The organism is Streptococcus constellatus, from assembly GCF_902167705.1.
Lineage (GTDB): Bacteria > Bacillota > Bacilli > Lactobacillales > Streptococcaceae > Streptococcus > Streptococcus constellatus_A.
In genome coordinates, this window is sequence record NZ_CABHMZ010000026.1 from 140,290 (window position 1) to 155,327 (window position 15,038).

Annotated in this window: 17 protein-coding genes and 3 pseudogenes; 2 read left to right on the plus strand and 18 right to left on the minus strand. The window is 38.4% G+C overall.

Annotation, left to right across the window (positions count from 1 at the left end; all coding sequences use genetic code 11):
- Nucleotides 1-27: 27 nt before the first annotated feature.
- The 13 genes and pseudogenes from FQ204_RS07970 to FQ204_RS08015 form a co-directional block, all read right to left on the minus strand.
- Nucleotides 28-210: pseudogene (locus tag FQ204_RS07970) on the minus strand (recombinase family protein); the annotation flags it as partial.
- 53 nt (nt 211-263) lie between these two features.
- Nucleotides 264-746: pseudogene (locus tag FQ204_RS07975) on the minus strand (type IV secretory system conjugative DNA transfer family protein); the annotation flags it as partial.
- A 107-nt stretch (nt 747-853) separates the two neighbouring features.
- The gene (locus tag FQ204_RS07980; RefSeq protein WP_144210464.1) at nt 854-1,381 is read right to left on the minus strand and encodes a PcfB family protein; all 528 of its coding nucleotides are present in this window, start codon (nt 1,379-1,381) and stop codon (nt 854-856) included.
- Entirely contained in the window at nt 1,371-1,745 is a 375-nt protein-coding gene (locus tag FQ204_RS07985) for a hypothetical protein (RefSeq protein WP_118314574.1), read from the minus strand. The genes FQ204_RS07980 and FQ204_RS07985 overlap by 11 nt, the downstream gene beginning before the upstream one ends.
- Before the next feature lie 24 nt (nt 1,746-1,769).
- Nucleotides 1,770-2,465, minus strand: coding sequence for a DUF6017 domain-containing protein (locus FQ204_RS07990; protein WP_411572732.1), 696 nt, complete (start codon nt 2,463-2,465; stop codon nt 1,770-1,772).
- A gap of 12 nt (nt 2,466-2,477) precedes the next feature.
- Nucleotides 2,478-2,630: pseudogene (locus tag FQ204_RS10780) on the minus strand (replication initiator protein A); the annotation flags it as partial.
- 278 nt (nt 2,631-2,908) lie between these two features.
- A complete protein-coding gene (locus tag FQ204_RS10530) occupies nt 2,909-3,067 on the minus strand; it encodes a hypothetical protein (RefSeq protein WP_167338125.1) in 159 nt (52 codons plus the stop codon).
- A 105-nt stretch (nt 3,068-3,172) separates the two neighbouring features.
- Complete coding sequence (locus tag FQ204_RS08000) at nt 3,173-5,968, minus strand: SpaA isopeptide-forming pilin-related protein (protein WP_222103240.1); 2,796 nt, start codon at nt 5,966-5,968, stop codon at nt 3,173-3,175.
- The gene (locus FQ204_RS10615; protein ID WP_222103241.1) at nt 5,958-7,445 is read right to left on the minus strand and encodes a thioester domain-containing protein; all 1,488 of its coding nucleotides are present in this window, start codon (nt 7,443-7,445) and stop codon (nt 5,958-5,960) included. Before FQ204_RS10615 ends, FQ204_RS08000 begins: the two co-directional genes overlap by 11 nt.
- Nucleotides 7,446-7,951: 506 nt before the next feature.
- Entirely contained in the window at nt 7,952-8,191 is a 240-nt protein-coding gene (locus tag FQ204_RS08005) for a sigma-70 family RNA polymerase sigma factor (RefSeq protein ID WP_186289953.1), read from the minus strand.
- 137 nt (nt 8,192-8,328) lie between these two features.
- Nucleotides 8,329-8,655: a hypothetical protein gene (locus tag FQ204_RS08010; protein ID WP_144210471.1), complete on the minus strand. Its 327-nt coding sequence runs from the start codon at nt 8,653-8,655 to the stop codon at nt 8,329-8,331.
- 167 nt (nt 8,656-8,822) lie between these two features.
- Nucleotides 8,823-8,963, minus strand: a complete 141-nt coding sequence (locus FQ204_RS10535; protein ID WP_186286709.1) for a hypothetical protein — start codon at nt 8,961-8,963, stop codon at nt 8,823-8,825.
- A 191-nt stretch (nt 8,964-9,154) separates the two neighbouring features.
- On the minus strand, nt 9,155-9,514 hold the full coding sequence (locus tag FQ204_RS08015) for a helix-turn-helix domain-containing protein (protein WP_144210473.1): 360 nt from the start codon (nt 9,512-9,514) through the stop codon (nt 9,155-9,157).
- 65 nt (nt 9,515-9,579) lie between these two features.
- Here FQ204_RS08015 and FQ204_RS08020 point away from each other — a divergent pair, with 65 nt between their 5' ends.
- Nucleotides 9,580-10,635 (plus strand): helix-turn-helix domain-containing protein, encoded by a 1,056-nt coding sequence (locus FQ204_RS08020; protein ID WP_144210475.1) that lies wholly within the window; start codon nt 9,580-9,582, stop codon nt 10,633-10,635.
- Between the two features lie 65 nt (nt 10,636-10,700).
- Here the strand turns inward: FQ204_RS08020 and FQ204_RS08025 are convergent, their stop codons facing one another.
- Nucleotides 10,701-10,943 (minus strand): helix-turn-helix domain-containing protein, encoded by a 243-nt coding sequence (locus FQ204_RS08025; protein ID WP_144210477.1) that lies wholly within the window; start codon nt 10,941-10,943, stop codon nt 10,701-10,703.
- A gap of 152 nt (nt 10,944-11,095) precedes the next feature.
- Between FQ204_RS08025 and FQ204_RS08030 the strand changes: the two genes are divergently transcribed.
- Nucleotides 11,096-11,464, plus strand: coding sequence for a hypothetical protein (locus tag FQ204_RS08030; RefSeq protein WP_144210479.1), 369 nt, complete (start codon nt 11,096-11,098; stop codon nt 11,462-11,464).
- 45 nt (nt 11,465-11,509) lie between these two features.
- Here FQ204_RS08030 and FQ204_RS08035 read toward each other — a convergent pair whose 3' ends face one another.
- The 4 genes from FQ204_RS08035 to FQ204_RS08050 all read right to left on the minus strand — a co-directional run bounded on the left by FQ204_RS08035 (nt 11,510) and on the right by FQ204_RS08050 (nt 15,034).
- Complete coding sequence (locus FQ204_RS08035; protein WP_144210481.1) at nt 11,510-12,232, minus strand: hypothetical protein; 723 nt, start codon at nt 12,230-12,232, stop codon at nt 11,510-11,512.
- Between the two features lie 102 nt (nt 12,233-12,334).
- Complete coding sequence (locus FQ204_RS08040) at nt 12,335-12,955, minus strand: VanZ family protein (protein ID WP_144210483.1); 621 nt, start codon at nt 12,953-12,955, stop codon at nt 12,335-12,337.
- Nucleotides 12,956-12,971: 16 nt separating this feature from the next.
- On the minus strand, nt 12,972-13,910 hold the full coding sequence (locus FQ204_RS08045) for an NDP-sugar synthase (protein ID WP_117983669.1): 939 nt from the start codon (nt 13,908-13,910) through the stop codon (nt 12,972-12,974).
- Nucleotides 13,911-14,125: 215 nt separating this feature from the next.
- Nucleotides 14,126-15,034 carry an ATP-grasp fold amidoligase family protein gene (locus FQ204_RS08050; protein WP_144210485.1) on the minus strand — a complete coding sequence of 303 codons (909 nt, stop codon included), beginning with the start codon at nt 15,032-15,034 and terminating at the stop codon, nt 14,126-14,128.
- Nucleotides 15,035-15,038: the final 4 nt, after the last annotated feature.

Here is a 15,038-nt window from a genome sequence, read left to right on the forward strand (position 1 = left end):
AAAAAGGTTACGTTATCTTACCTCAACAAAGGTTGTTCCGCTAACTCCGTCATCGGTATAGTGATAGATATTTGCAAAGCCGTTTCTTTTGGCATAACTTTCAAGTAATTGCTTTTGATTGGTAATGGAATTGCTTTCTCCTTGCATTTCATCATCACGACTTAAACGCTCATAAAGGGCTGTTTGTCCTGTTCTTTTCGTATTTGACATGAGAATTACCTCCTTTCCAAGTTTTATTATTTTCTCTGTCCCTATAAGGTTAATCCTTTGGGGTCCGTGACCACATAACTGATATATTTTCCCATCTGCATCAGATTTGGTTTTACATAAAACCGGGTCTTTCCGGAACCAGATCCGCCAATTACAATCACGTTCTTGTTCCTTGCAAATTTCGGATTCTTGGGTCTGCCGTTCATAGTCAGCCGTTCGGTCATGGTAAGGAGAATATTGTTCTCAAATATTGGGTCGATAAAGGGTGCAATGTCTTTTGCTGTCCCCCATCTAGCCGAACCATACTCCACTCCCTGCCGGAACTTTTTGGCATTTTTCCCTTTTAGATAAACCATGAGCTTCACTCCCACGGCTCCGGTCAACCCAACCAGCAATTCATTTTTATGCATACTTGGAAGAATCCTGCTAAATGCCAGCTGGAAATTCAAGATCAGCACCATCAGTCTTTCTATCATGGAATTACCTGCACAGTATTGATACAACCATGCCAGCTTATTTCCCACATAAAAAATCATGATATACGGAAGATTCAGTAAAATAATCCGAAGCAGCTTATGTACATCTACCGGCGGTAATCTCTCCAGGTACCCTTTTCCTACACCAAGCAACTTCTGTAATCTGCTCATAATGACGGCTCTTTCTCCTTTCCTTTTGTTTTCTCCAGTTCTCTGTGTTTTGCAAGAGACTGGGTGATCGCCTTCTGCAACTTCTTCCTTACAGATGATTTCTTGTCCTTATTCAACGTCTGTCCTGTATATTCCTTAAAAGCGGCAGTCATCACATCGGCATCCCTTGCCTTAAAGAACACATAATATCTTGGCGGGTCAGCAGTCACATCTTTTTTCAGACTGAAATCAATGCTGTACTTTTTGGCTACCCGTTCAAAAGACTTGATGTTTCCATCTGTGATCTCAATGTTGGACAGCTGTACATTCTGCTTCATCAACTTATCAAGGCTCTGTTTTCCCTTGTAGGTCTTATCCTCCTTTTCCTTCTGGGGCTGTTTCTGGTTTGTTTTCTGTCCCTGCTGTTTTTTCTCCTGCTCCATCTTTGCAAGAGCCTTTACCATGGCAGCTTTCAGCAAGTTGGCAGTGACCTTGCCACAGCGGATACAAAGTGAGACTGTTTTCTCATTCACTTCATCCTGCAATCACACCACGCCCTTTCTTTTCTCGTTGCTGTCTTAAAAAAGCCAAAACTTTCTCATAGCTGTCATACCCCTGTGCTATCAGCTCCTCACTGTATGCAAATAGTTCCTCGACAACCTTTCCGATTTCGTCTCTTGCTACTCCATTTGCAATTCGAACAATCTGGAAATAATGTCCTTCTCCCACACACCATAAATAGATAGTTGCTTTCTTCTTCTGGCTTGTGGTATAAACTCCGCTTATCTCCACATCAAACCCATTTCCAAAATCTCTGTAAATACAGGTTTCCAAATCAATATCCTGTACTTTGTAATCACCACCCAAGCTGTCACACAGTTCTTGAATCGCTTTATCTTTCTTTGTCACTTTGATACCTCCTTTACTTCCGGTTTATTCTTCACTTCCGCCATACATATCGTGCTGTACCAGTGCGGAATAATAATTGCTGATCGTAAGTGGTGCGTTATATAAAACTGTCAGTAAATACTGCCGGATATTGATTACCTTACTGGTGTTCTCCTTCAAGCATTTCAGGACAAACCGGATGTGTTCAGAATTTAGTTTCAAAAACTGACTTTTAACCACATCCTTTGGCTTTCTGTCCCCACCAATCCGTATCATTTCCTGTTCGGAACAGACAGTATCCACAATCAGTTCCACAATCTCGTTCAGCATATCCCGGTTACACACATCAACCAGATATTCATACCCAATGTTGGTCAAGATCACCTGATGATATAGTTCTCTTTCCATTCGTTTCCTGTGCATTTCTTCACTTTCTTCAGAATAGAAAGAAAGATACTCAGTATCACTCCTATCAGTGTCACTTATTTCAGTCTTATTATCCTCAGTATCATTACCCGGCATTTCTGACATATCTGTACCTGTCATTTTGACATTTCCAGAAATGTCATTTTGACGTGTCTGGATATTCCTTTTATACATATCCTGTTGCGTACATTTGCGTACATAAATCCTATCCGGTCTTCCTAACCCCTGCCGTATCCTCGTAATCAATCCAATTCCTTTCCGACTGTCAAGCTCTGCTAACAGATTCCCTACCTTTTTCAAGCCACATCCCATCATGCCGGAGATCTGCTCCTGGGAAAAATAGATATATACCTTTCCCTCTTCATCCAGCCACCGGTTCTTTATAGATAGCTGCATACGGTCAAGCAAAAGTCCATAAAGCAATTTCGCTTCACAGGAAAGGCTCTTAAACTGCGTATTGGTAAAAAGGACTTTAGGCACACGGTAAAAAGAATAGGACTCCGCTTCTTCACCGTAATGATACGGAAATTCATATGTATTATCCTGTGTTCCGATGTTCCTTCACTTCTTTCATAGCCTTCACAATGCAGTAACCCAGACAGGGAGTATGTTTTCCATAAGGACAGCCTTCACATGGCTCCCAGTGAGTTACCTTCCTGCGAAGTGGCGGAGAAGAAATACGATAAAAACATTCTTTCCTTTTGCATTTCTTTCTCCCTACACTAAAGAAGTAACAATACGCACAGTCCGAAGGCTTATCACTTGCATACCCTACTTCTGTCATCTTCCTGCTCCTTTCCTTCTCTCAGCTTGTTATACTGTTCATCGGATTCCTTTCCAACTCTTATGCAGCAGTATAAAACAAACCCATATACCAGGAATACGATAATCCCTGCAACGATCAATACTGTTTTCATCCCATTTCTTCTCCCTTCACTTTTTTATCAGTATTGGCAAAAAGGGCATCTATGAAACACTTGTCCATAAATGCCCTCTTCCTCTTTAAGAAATCTTAGGATCTCTTATTTTTTCTTCTTTTTGCGGAGAATCACAGTACCTCCGACTCCTGCCATTCCAACTCCTGCAAGCAGGATCCAGAAAAGGATCGGTGTGTTATCTCCTGTCTTCGGTGAAGTAGATGTCTTTGTTGTCTCAGTATCTTTTGTTTCTGGTGTTGATGTTGTTTCTGGTGTTTCCTCTGTAGTCTCTGTTGGTGTTGCCGTCGGCTTCACTTCGTCCTTCATCACTACTTTCTGAATCTCTCCTGTATCTTTTACTGTAAACTTCACATCTTCTGCTACCAGGTATCCATCCGGTGCAGTCTCTTCCCGAAGTGTATATTCTCCAATCGGAAGCATTTCAATATAGTGTGGTTTTTCCTCAGATGTCCAGCTCTCTACTGTCTTTCCATCTTTATCAAGAATTGTCAGTTTTGCTCCTGGCAGTTCCTTACCAGAAATATCAGTCTTGGAAATCTGCACTTTTGTCACATCATCCTTCATTTCCACCTTCTGTACCTCACTGGTATCTTCAACCGTAAAGGTAATGCTCTCTGCTGTAACATAGCCATCCGCTGGAAGTGTCTCTGTCATGGTATACTTCTTACCAACTGTCAGTTCTTTAATGATATGTGGCTCTTTTCCGGAAGTCCATTCATCCACGGTATTTCCACTTTCATCGGTCACTTTCAGTTTTGCTCCCTCAATCTCTTTTCCATCCGTCAGAGATGTCTTGGTAAATTCTACGGTTGTTGCCTCATCTTCAAAAGTAAACTCATAGGAAAGAGTCTCTTTTTCAGCCCCACCATACTCAAAAGTAAACTCCTGTACCTGATCTGTGGTCGCAAATCCCTGTGCTGGTGAAGTTTCCTTCACATAGTAGGTATGACCAAGAGGAAGAGCCGCAGTAAAAGTCAGTTTTCCATCTTTATCTGTAGCCTGTTCCTCAATCACCGTATCCGCTTTCAGGATCACATCACCTTTTGCATTGACAATATCATCCTTATTGCACAGAGCAAATACGGCTCCTTCCAGTACACGGTCAGAATCTTTCGCTTTTTTCAGCACTTTCACTTCTGCCTTCTGACGTTTGTTCTGCCAGTCCGCAGAGTAAGTAACTTCCGCAGTATTCTGATCACGGTAAGTCAGGTCAACCTCACGGGTTTCCCCATCAAGAACATAACCGTTTGCTGTCTCTTTCTCTTTGACATAATATTTGCCAAGAGGAAGATCAGTCAGTTTTGCCACACCAGTCTCATCCGTTGTAATGGTTGCTACCAGTGCATCCTTTTTGTAATAATCCTCACTCTCACCATCAGCCGCTTTAATATCCTCTAAGGCATAAACTTCAAAAGTAACCTCTTTCAAGGAACCTGAGAAATATTCAAACAGATGCTTAATCCATCCACCAATGGAATCCAGTGCAGATACTTTGTCCAGGAACTCACCTTTTTTATTGATCATCAGTGTTCCGGTCGGTACGTCATCTTTCATTTCCACCTTCTGAATTTCTGCAGTATCCTCCACAGTAAATGTGATCTCTTCTGCTATCAGATAGCCATAAGGAGCCATTTCTTCACGAAGTGTATAAGTCTCCCCGGCAGTCAGTCGTTCAATCAGATGTTCTTCCCCTTTTACAGATTTCCATGTATCTACCACATTTCCATCTTTATCAAGCACTGTAAGAGTGGCACCGGAAAGTTCTACTCCTGTAGTAATATCCGACTTCTTGAATGTTACTTTTGTTGGCTGGTTCTTAAATACAGATTCCAGTTTTACCACTTTCACATCCTGTCCCTGATATTTCGCAGTTACTTCCAGTGTCTCAAATGAAGATACATAACCGGCAGGAGCTGCAAGCTCTTTGATAGAATAGCTTCCGAATGGAAGATCAAGTTCAAACACTACCCTTCCATCTTCATTGCTGACTGCTTTTCCAAGCAGAGTGTCTGCTTTCACAACTACTTCTCCATGAGCAAGAATATCTTCCTTTGCATAAAGTCCAAATTCTGCACCTGCTACAACCGTCTCATTTTCTGCATCCTGTTTTACTACGGATACTTCTACCTTCTGGCGGTCATTCTCAAAAGCAGCTGTCTGCTCGATCACTGGTGTTTTCTGGTCTTTGTAAGAGAAAGTAACGGTCTGTGCCTCTTCGTTTAACACAAAGCCCTCTGGTGCTGTCTTTTCGACAACCTTATACGTTCCAAGGGGAAGGTCAGCAATCTGTGCTTTTCCGTCTTTATCGGTCGTAACCGTTCCTACTAATGCTCCAGAAGCATATTCCAGAATACGGTTGCCCTGGTCATCTTTCTGGAAATCTGCTGTGTAAATGTCCTCAGCTGCATATACTTCAAAAACTGCACCTTCCATATTTTCTTTCTGGTAAGTGAAATCATCCTTAAATCCATTCAGAACCTCACCCTGCTTTACAATGTTCAGTTCCCCTTTGACCGGATGATTTTCATATGCAATCTCAATGATAACATCGCCAGAAGTTCCGTCCATCTGATATGCTGTGTTGGAATCTACATTCACCTCATAGTAATTCTCATTCAGAGTATATCCATAAGGTGCGTTTACTTCCTCAATGCGGTAATGCCCGATTTTAAGATTCTGCGGAAGGATCAAATATCCCTTCTCATCTGTAAAATAGGATTTATGTTTTACCGTAGTCGGATAAGTCGTTACCTGCTCCACATATTTTTCAGTGTCCATGTTGAAAATCTTGAACTCTGTATTCTTCTGAAGCACTGCTTTCTTTGTCTCGTCATCCTGTTTGATGATTTTCAGCTTCGCTTCAAACTCTTTATCCAGCATCACTCTCCACACCTTCACCAAATACCAGTGCTAAATCCTGTGAACCTGACCCTGTACTGATCTTATAAGCAGAATAGTCCTTGGTTACACTTCCTTTCATCGTAGCTGACCAGCTTCCTGCAACATCCTGCACCTGTGTCAATGGTGCTGATAAATAAAACTTCGTTCCACCAATGATCTCTACGGCTTCCCCGGCTTTACTTGTCTTTCCGGTTGTTACATTATGAAGCTTCACGCCACTTGGAAGTTTCATCGTGATACTCTGTAGTTTGTCTGCCTTAAATGTAATCTCCTTTGTTCTCTGGCTGCTGCCATCTACATAAGCGGTTACATTTGCATCTGAAAAACTCATATCGACATCTGGGATCTCCGGCTGTGAAATACAGTAATTATACAGTTTCATAGCAAGTGTTTTTGCTTTGCTGCTTGCTCCGGAAAAAGCGGAATCCCCACCATTTGCATAGGATGCAGCCAGATGAACCAGAATAAATCTGGCACCAGCACTTAAATTGCCATAACCGTTCTCTTCTGTAAAGAATCCTTCATCACCTGCCGCCTTCGTTCCATAATAACAAACCTTAGCCAGCTTTTTCCCATCACTCAGCTTTGTAATATCGTATGTTCCGGTTCCAGGACTGGATTTCTCCGGCTGGATACAATAAGCGGTTGCAGAAACATTTCCAAACTTCACGGTGTACTGATACGTCAGATAGCTTCCATACCCATAATCCGAATACTGATAGCAGGCTCCTCTGGTCACAGTTACTTTCTTGGTACTTCGGGTTGATGCTTCCCTTGCCATAAAAGTAACCGCTTCCCCTTCTTCCATTGAATAAAGGTCAATACCACTATCCTCTGCCTGATCCATTACTTCAGAGACAGTTAATCCAGACTCTTCATCTGTTGTAACTTCCTCCTCTTCTGGCAGATCGGTTACTATTTCCGTCTGCCCTTCTGCATCGGCATCTTCTTCCGCATTACCAGAATCTTCTGTCTCGCCAGCATTTCCTTCACCGACGGTATTTTCAGAAGTATTTGGTTCTGTCAGCTGTTCTGTTTCTGGTTCTTTTACAGTTACATTTCTGCTGATACGATAAGAAGGATTTCCACTGACCGGCTCTACCTTATAAACTGCTTTATATGTATCTGCCTGGTATGTGTCAAAATCATCTCCTGACTCATTCTTCGCTTCATACAGCTCTACTTTCACTTTGGCATCATTGATTCCTTCAATACCGGAAAAATCCACCTTAATGTCAAAATCAGAACCATAATCAATACTGTAATCATTGGCAGTTAAAATCTCATCCTCAGCCAGCTTATCTTTCACCGCTTCCAACTCCGGATACTGTGCTTCAAAAGAAGAAGCTGCCTTTTCCGGTTCTGCTGCATAAGCAGTTATCGGCTGTGCCACAGCACTTGCAATCGTAATAACAGATAATACTCCAGACATTACTCTTTTCAATGTCCCTTTCATTCTCAATACCTCACTTTGCTTTATTTTTTCTGTTACCGGTTTACAGGCTTTCACCTGTCTGATACAATCAAATCATAGGCATCACCCCGTTTTAAATTATTTGTGCCAAAATCATTACTGATGACAGCACAGTCATACGCCGGAACCTGCATAAAAGCGAGACTCCGACGCATGGTCTACTGTCATCGCCCGGCGAACCGGGCATAACAAAAATAAGGATTGAGCATTCCCGATCAGAAGAGAACTTCCACTGGCCGCAAAATGCGTAGCTGAGCTTTCATCCTCTTCTGACCTTTTATTCAATTATCAAGGTACGGTGGATAGGGATTAAATCATTTGAAGTGTTGTCTTGAATGACTTTGCCCTCTTTCCACTAATCACAGGCGGCAGAGGGCAAAAGGTCAGAAAAATTTCAAAAAAATTTTTAGAATATAAATGCTATTTAGAATTGAAAAAAACTTACAGGGAAACTGCTTTACACATGCAGCTTCCCCTTCTCATTTTACTTATCTTTTTTTGCCATCTTCATCATAATTCTTCTCTATTTTATTAAGAGCATATTTCAATATTTCTGTTACGGCATTTCTCTTTACTCCATTTTCCTTTGCAATCTGTTTATGTGTTTTCTGATTCCAGTAAAATTCCTGAACTACTTTTTTCTGCTTATCACTAAGTACACTCATCATCTCTTCTGCAATCTGCTGACGATTCACACGTTCTTCTACATCTGCAAGTTTATCTTCCATACCTGCAAAATCCTCAGAAATACCGCTATATGAAATGCATCGTCCTCGATCACGACTAGAAATATTGTGTGCTAAACGATCCTCACCAATCAGCATCAAGCGAAGATACCATTCTTCTTCCTCAAAAAAGCTCTCTTCTATCTCACAAAAATATTTTTTTCACGAAGTCCTGTCTCTGGATTCCAGCTGTTATATTTTTCTTCTTCTTTGTGTTTTTCCTCTATTACAGAAGAATAGCCATAACCTAACTCCAGATTTACTGGGAATACCGTTACTCTGTTTCCGATACCATAAACCGCATATCCGGACTGATAAACGATAATATGTACCTCATTCACTCCTGCTCCTGTTGTTTTATGAGCAACTACCGGTGATTCCCCTGTACGAAGCTGCTTCGGTGTAGGAAGTTTCTCTCCTCTCTTTGGTGTGTCGATCAGTTCTTTCAGTGTTCTTAATGTCAGCATAATTGCCACCTTTCCCGCAGGAACCGGTGACAAAAAGAAAGGCAGCTAAGCTAAATAGACCCCGGTTCCGCTAATTTTTTTTTATTAGCGGAACCGAAGCTCCAGCCTGCTGCCTTCTTGTATGGAAAATCTTCTTGCACAATCACTGTGCTAAGATTTCACCAACATTATTTATTTCTGCTTACTATGGATACCGTGTCCGTCTTATTCTCATTTTCCTTCTGACGGATTTCTTTGAGTATGTCTGAATAATCGCCAAACGCATCGTATGGACAGCTACGGCGAAACTCCAATTCTTCCTGAGTCATGAGTTTTTTCCTCCTTCATTTGATAAGTTAATTCTACTAAAAAATAAATTTTATTTAGCCCTATAAAACGTCTTATTTTCATTTATTAATGAGACGAATTCGTCTTATTTTATAAATTCTCCGCTTGTATCTCTTTCCCATTACGTTTCATTACTAAAAAAATCTTAGTAACTACATTTTTCATGTAAATACTAAGATTTCCCTTTTAACTCTATTCTAAGTTCTAAATACGTTATAATTTTCTTTTGTTCTTCTATTGATAGCTTATCTAGCATATCTATTAACTCTTTTTCTTCCTCTTTTGGACATTTTGATGGACAGGAATCTTCGGAAGTTAATTCTTCCATAGTCATTCCAAGCGATGTTGCTAACCGGTAGATCATAGCATGCGAAGGATTATGTAAACCGCCTTCAATTTCTCCAATTCTTTTCATAGGAACACCAGTTTGAATATATAAAGCTGTTTGTGTCAATCCTAATTCTTTCCTTTTCTTTCGCAGCTTCTCTCCTATAGCCTTTAAGTGTTGGCGTTCTTTTTCTGATATTTCCACAGAATCACCCTATTACATACTGTTTACTTATAATCAACATAGTGGTTGGGAGGAGGAAGCCTTATATGACTAATAGGGAAATTTTGAACGCAATAATTGATAAGATAAAATCAGAAATAAAACGACAGAATTTATCGCAGGAGGAACTTGCCAAGATATGTACCAAGAAGATCAAAGAAAAAGATCCAAAGGCAAAAGGTATTTCACAAAGTTCAATATCCAATATTTTAAACAAGCCCTCTTCTGCCACACTGTCTAACCTTTTAAAAATTTGTGATGGACTTGACTTAAGTTTATTTGCTATTTTTCGCTCTATCAATAATTCACTTTCTTCAGATAATACGAATTTGATATATGATGTATCCAATCCTGCTTTTAAAGGTTATTTGACCGAATCTAAAATGTATATTTATTTTCTTTCTACCGAAAGCAATTATACAGATGAATTATTATATGCTGAATTAGAACTAGGGGATTTTTACCATACGAACGAATGTATTGTCCGTTTACAGATCAATACCAAACAACATAGTGATCCCGATACACTTCCTGATTATAAAAAATATGAGGGAAACATGATAATTTATCATAATGTTTCTATTTTTATGCATTTAGTTTCCTGTGATACCGGAGATGTTTGGTCTCTCATCTTTAATCACAGCGATTTGTACAAAAAAACCTTAGCATGTTCACTTGGATGTGCTGTCACTTTAGCCTCCGGAAAGGGGCATCGACATCCCACTATTCATTTTGCTTGCTTAAGCACCCAAAAATTGAATTCTAAACAAGAAAACATTGTAAAAAATCAGCTCCGCCTTCATGGTGAATACATATCTATTTCTGCAAAAGATTTAGCCGCTTTTTTAAAAACAGAAACAGTTGACGAGGCTTTTAAAAATAAAATTCAATCTGCCATTAAAGAAAAATCCTATTCTCATTCTGAATGGCATGATTTAGATTCCTACTTAATTTCTATAAAAACTTTGGCATCCTCGTCTCCACTTGACTCTAAAAAAACGTATGAAGCAATTTCCAAATTGTTACGCTACTCGTCCAATCCTAGTTCATATACCATTGCCCCTGATGAAGATGGCAAATTATATCATTTATTAAACGACTGATTTTCTTGCTTATAGAGAGAATGATTAATAAGAATCATTCTCTCTATAAGTTTTTCTACTCACTTTCACTCATCTTCAAACTCCATTTCATTCATTTCCGGAAAATCCAGTAACTCAGAAACTGTCATGTTTAAGCCCATGGCAATCTTACGCAAAGTCTTCAGCTTTGGATTCTTTGTTTCTCCCCTCATCATACTATTAAGCGTTGATTGCGTAATCCCTGACAATGTAGCAAGTTTATTTGTCGTTATCCCTCTCTCAACACACAAATCAGTCAATCTCTTTATTATGGCATCTGAATACGTCATGTAAATTCTCCTTAAATCACAATATATATTCAGTATAAAGGATTTCTCCCTTTTTTATTAACGGTATGCCGTTGACATTCTCGCAATTTAATGATAGATTAACGGTATGGCGTTGATTCATTTCACATAAACTCAAAGGAGGATTTTATCTTATGAGCAACAAAGAACAAAAACTACGAAATAATCTTTATAAGATACTCACCGAATATCTACTTCATGACAGCAAGAATACTCTTCACTCATTAAAAGCCAACCAGGAAAATTTTCTAGATCAGCTTGCAGCTTTTCGTATGGAAACTACATTACCTATTGCAATAAAGCACGATGTAAAATATCAAAAAGCTCAGAAAAAATGCAATAAAGCCAATGAAAAAATACGGGATCTTAATCTAACTCCTCAACAATGGGACACTGTTGATGCTGCTATCACTGCTGAAAACATTTCATCTATAGAATATATACGGATTGCCTATAAGCAAGGAATCATTGATGCATTTTCTATTTTACGAGAAACTCTTTAATATATTCATGTTAATCCAATCGCTTATGAGCAATAAAGCAGGGATTTATCTCTGCTTTCCCATTTTCTTCTCTATTGCTTCCGGAACTCTGATCAAAGCAAATCGCCATAGTATCGGATAAATATATGAAACTCCTCTAATATCTCCAAGTGCCTTCGGTTTCTTCACTTCTTCTGAAATCCTCTTACTATTTTCAAATGCCAGCACCACACTACTCCAGGCAAGACTCTTACTTTTCTCTCTTCGGTCTATCAGCAACTCTCTGTTATACTCTCCGTTTTTACCAACCTTTAATTTATACCGAAATGGTAATCCTGTTGCTGTTTTAAATGGATACTCCTGAAATGCAATAACAGCCTGCCACAGATTTTCCACTGATGGTATTTCCTTTAGAAGCCGAACCTGCTCTTGTCGAATCTTATATGTCCTGCATCTCTCCGCATTTAAACTTATCTCTGCTGCATTATAAAGCCCCTTAGTGTAGGGCAAATAGGAATGAACCGATGCTCTGGAAAGACCTGTGAGTTTCATAATCTCCGGAATCTTTTTTCCTGACTGATGCAGATCATTAATTTCTGTACATATATCTGATGTGAACACATCAGCAGTAATAAGTAGCTTACGGAGTTTAAGCAAACTCATATTTAACTCATCTGCCAGTGATCTTAATGAATCTGCCTCTTCATAGGCATCTCTTAACTCTTGAAGAAAATTATTAAATTGAAGTTCTGGATTATATTCTGGTTTCTTTTTTGGTCTTCCTGCCATTTTTTAACTCCTATTTTCATGTGAATCCAATCGTCTTGCACCTAAAACAGAGGATTCACTGCTACCTCCTAATGCTCCGATAGCTGTCCTCTGTTTCTTATTTTATTTCTTTCGCTTTCTGGAATATCCCAAATAATAGATGACACCGCCAACTGCTCCACCAAGTGTATTATAGGTCAGATCTAATATTTGAAATGTTCCAAGATGGAATAATAGCTGAGTAAATTCTATCAGAAAAGAAAATACTGCTACAACTTTTGTAGCTTCCCAAACGGTTTTTCCAAATCTAATATTCTCAGATTCATCAAGTAATTCTTTTTGAAATGCCCACAATAGTAAAATAGAAAATGGAACAAATAACATAAAATTCTCTATAGATTCTGTTGTAAACTTTCCCTCTTCATATAATCCCCATCCTCCAAAAAGCTTTCCAAGCGGATCAAACCATATCTCACGATTTAGAACTGTTCGGAGTAATATCATTGCTGTATAAAAAGCTAATAAGAATGTCCGGCGAAAATTTGAAGAACTTTTAAATGCTCTCCACCATGTTGCAAACATATTTCTAACAAAATCGTTCTTCTTCCATTCATGTTCTTTTGCATACAAATACAGGAACATTGCTAGAAACGCAAGGAGAACGGCAGCCCAGAATGGCTGATAAAGTGCTGACAATACATTATATGCTATTTTATTAAATATTTCGATTATCTTACTTCCCATCGTTCTCCTTTATTATTTATTTCAAATCTTCAAATAAATTCTTCTGATATACACCATCTTCTATCAGCTTGGCAAATGATTTCACTACATAGTCTTTATCCTCTTTATAGGTTACTCCGAACCATTTGTCATTCGTATCTAACACTTTTACAGAAACTTTACCTGCCTGAAGAAGTTCATCTATGTAGATTGGCAGTAAATATTCTGCTTTCAGAATATCTTTGTCTCCCATGTTAGCAAAGAACTCTTTAAATCCATCCTCTAAAGTCTGCATAAACTCCGGTGTAAGTCCCCACATATTCATGGATGCGTAGGATTCCGCATTAATTGAAGTGAGCTGTCCATCGTTGTCTACTGCCGCACCCTCTGGAGTCTTAACAATATTGGAAGTTTCATGAACTGCTGTGAGATAGCCTTCCTCATTTGTCTCGCAAATACCTCTGGTAACGGCACCATTTTCACTTAAAGTATTCTTTAAAATAAAGCCTGCCATGCAGAACTGATTGGCTTTTTCTGGTGTATAACCTACAAGGAAATTATGAAGCTTAACAAATGCTTCTTTTCCATAGTAGTCATCTGCATTGATAACTGCAAATGGCTCATGCAGAACTTCTTTACAAGCAAGAACAGCCTGTCCTGTTCCCCAAGGCTTGGTACGCTCGGCAGGAAGCTCCACCCCTTCTGGAAGTTCATTTAATTCCTGGTATGCATAAGCAATCTTTACATCAAGATTGTTGCAAATCTTTTCGATACGGTCACCGATTGCTTCTTTAAATGCGTCCTTAATATCTTTACGGATAATAAAAACAATTTTGTTGAAGCCTGCTTCGATTGCGTCATGGATAGAATAATCCATGATGATTTCTCCATTTAAGCCAACCGGAGCAAGTTGTTTGATTCCGCCGCCGAATCGGGAACCGATACCGGCAGCCATGATTACTAATGTAATATTCATATTTTCATCTCCCACCTAAACGCTTCACTAATATTAATACTTTTTCATACACAGTATGTTTTTTCTAAGACTCTTATTATCTCACTATAATAACTACCTTTTCGATATATCCAATTTACTAAACAATACACCTCTTATACAAATAAATGTATAAGAATATAAAACTTAATTATATCACAATATAATAAATCAAATATATTTATTATTAGCAACATCTATCGAGCTGTAATATTAACACTCTTTCCCCATAATATATCAATTTCTTTTGTAATATCTGTATCCATACCACTTGAAGGAAAAAATGTTATTTCTCCAAAATATACTTTTCCATTAATTTCGTATAAATCAATTCTGGATATTATATATGGATCTGCTAATTTTTCCGCTATATTCCACATTTCGTCAATACATTTTGGTTTAGGTAACGTAAAATCCTTAGATCGGTTAATATCCACCTTGTTATATGGCAAGAATTTCCAATCTCGATCAAAAAAGTAATAATCCGCATGACCACTTCTTCTATTATTACATACCATTATGTTTTGTGGTGTACCATTAAAGCATATAATTTTATAATCAGCTGGTAATCCTCCCGATCCATCATCCATATATTTTTCACACACAATCCTCGGTTTAACATTTTTATAAGGATACTCTCTACCTAGCATATAATAATCTTTTTTCAATAAACGTTTCAATTTTTTTATTGCTGCTTTTTCATCAAATTTCGTTTTATCTTTACAAACAATAACTCCTCCCGAATTATGTGTGCATTTTAATACAAATTGCATCGGAAGTTTAGAAAAATCGATTTCTTCTGGAGACTCCCATACCCCTATAAGAGGAATCAAGTATTCTTCTCCTAGTTTATTTTTTATATACTCCCTAACCTCATATTTATCTACTAACTTTGAATATTCTGGATGAATATTATTTAATTTTAACCACTGCATTTTTTCATTAAATGTCTGTGGATTTTCTAAATCTAATTTATATCCCAACTTAACTTTGAACATAAATTTTAGGTAACTTTTATCATTCATCCAATTAAACCAACCATGCATATTCATTCGACCAATCACTAAATCTGGTTGATTTATTACTTTTTTTATTTTATTTAACATACAA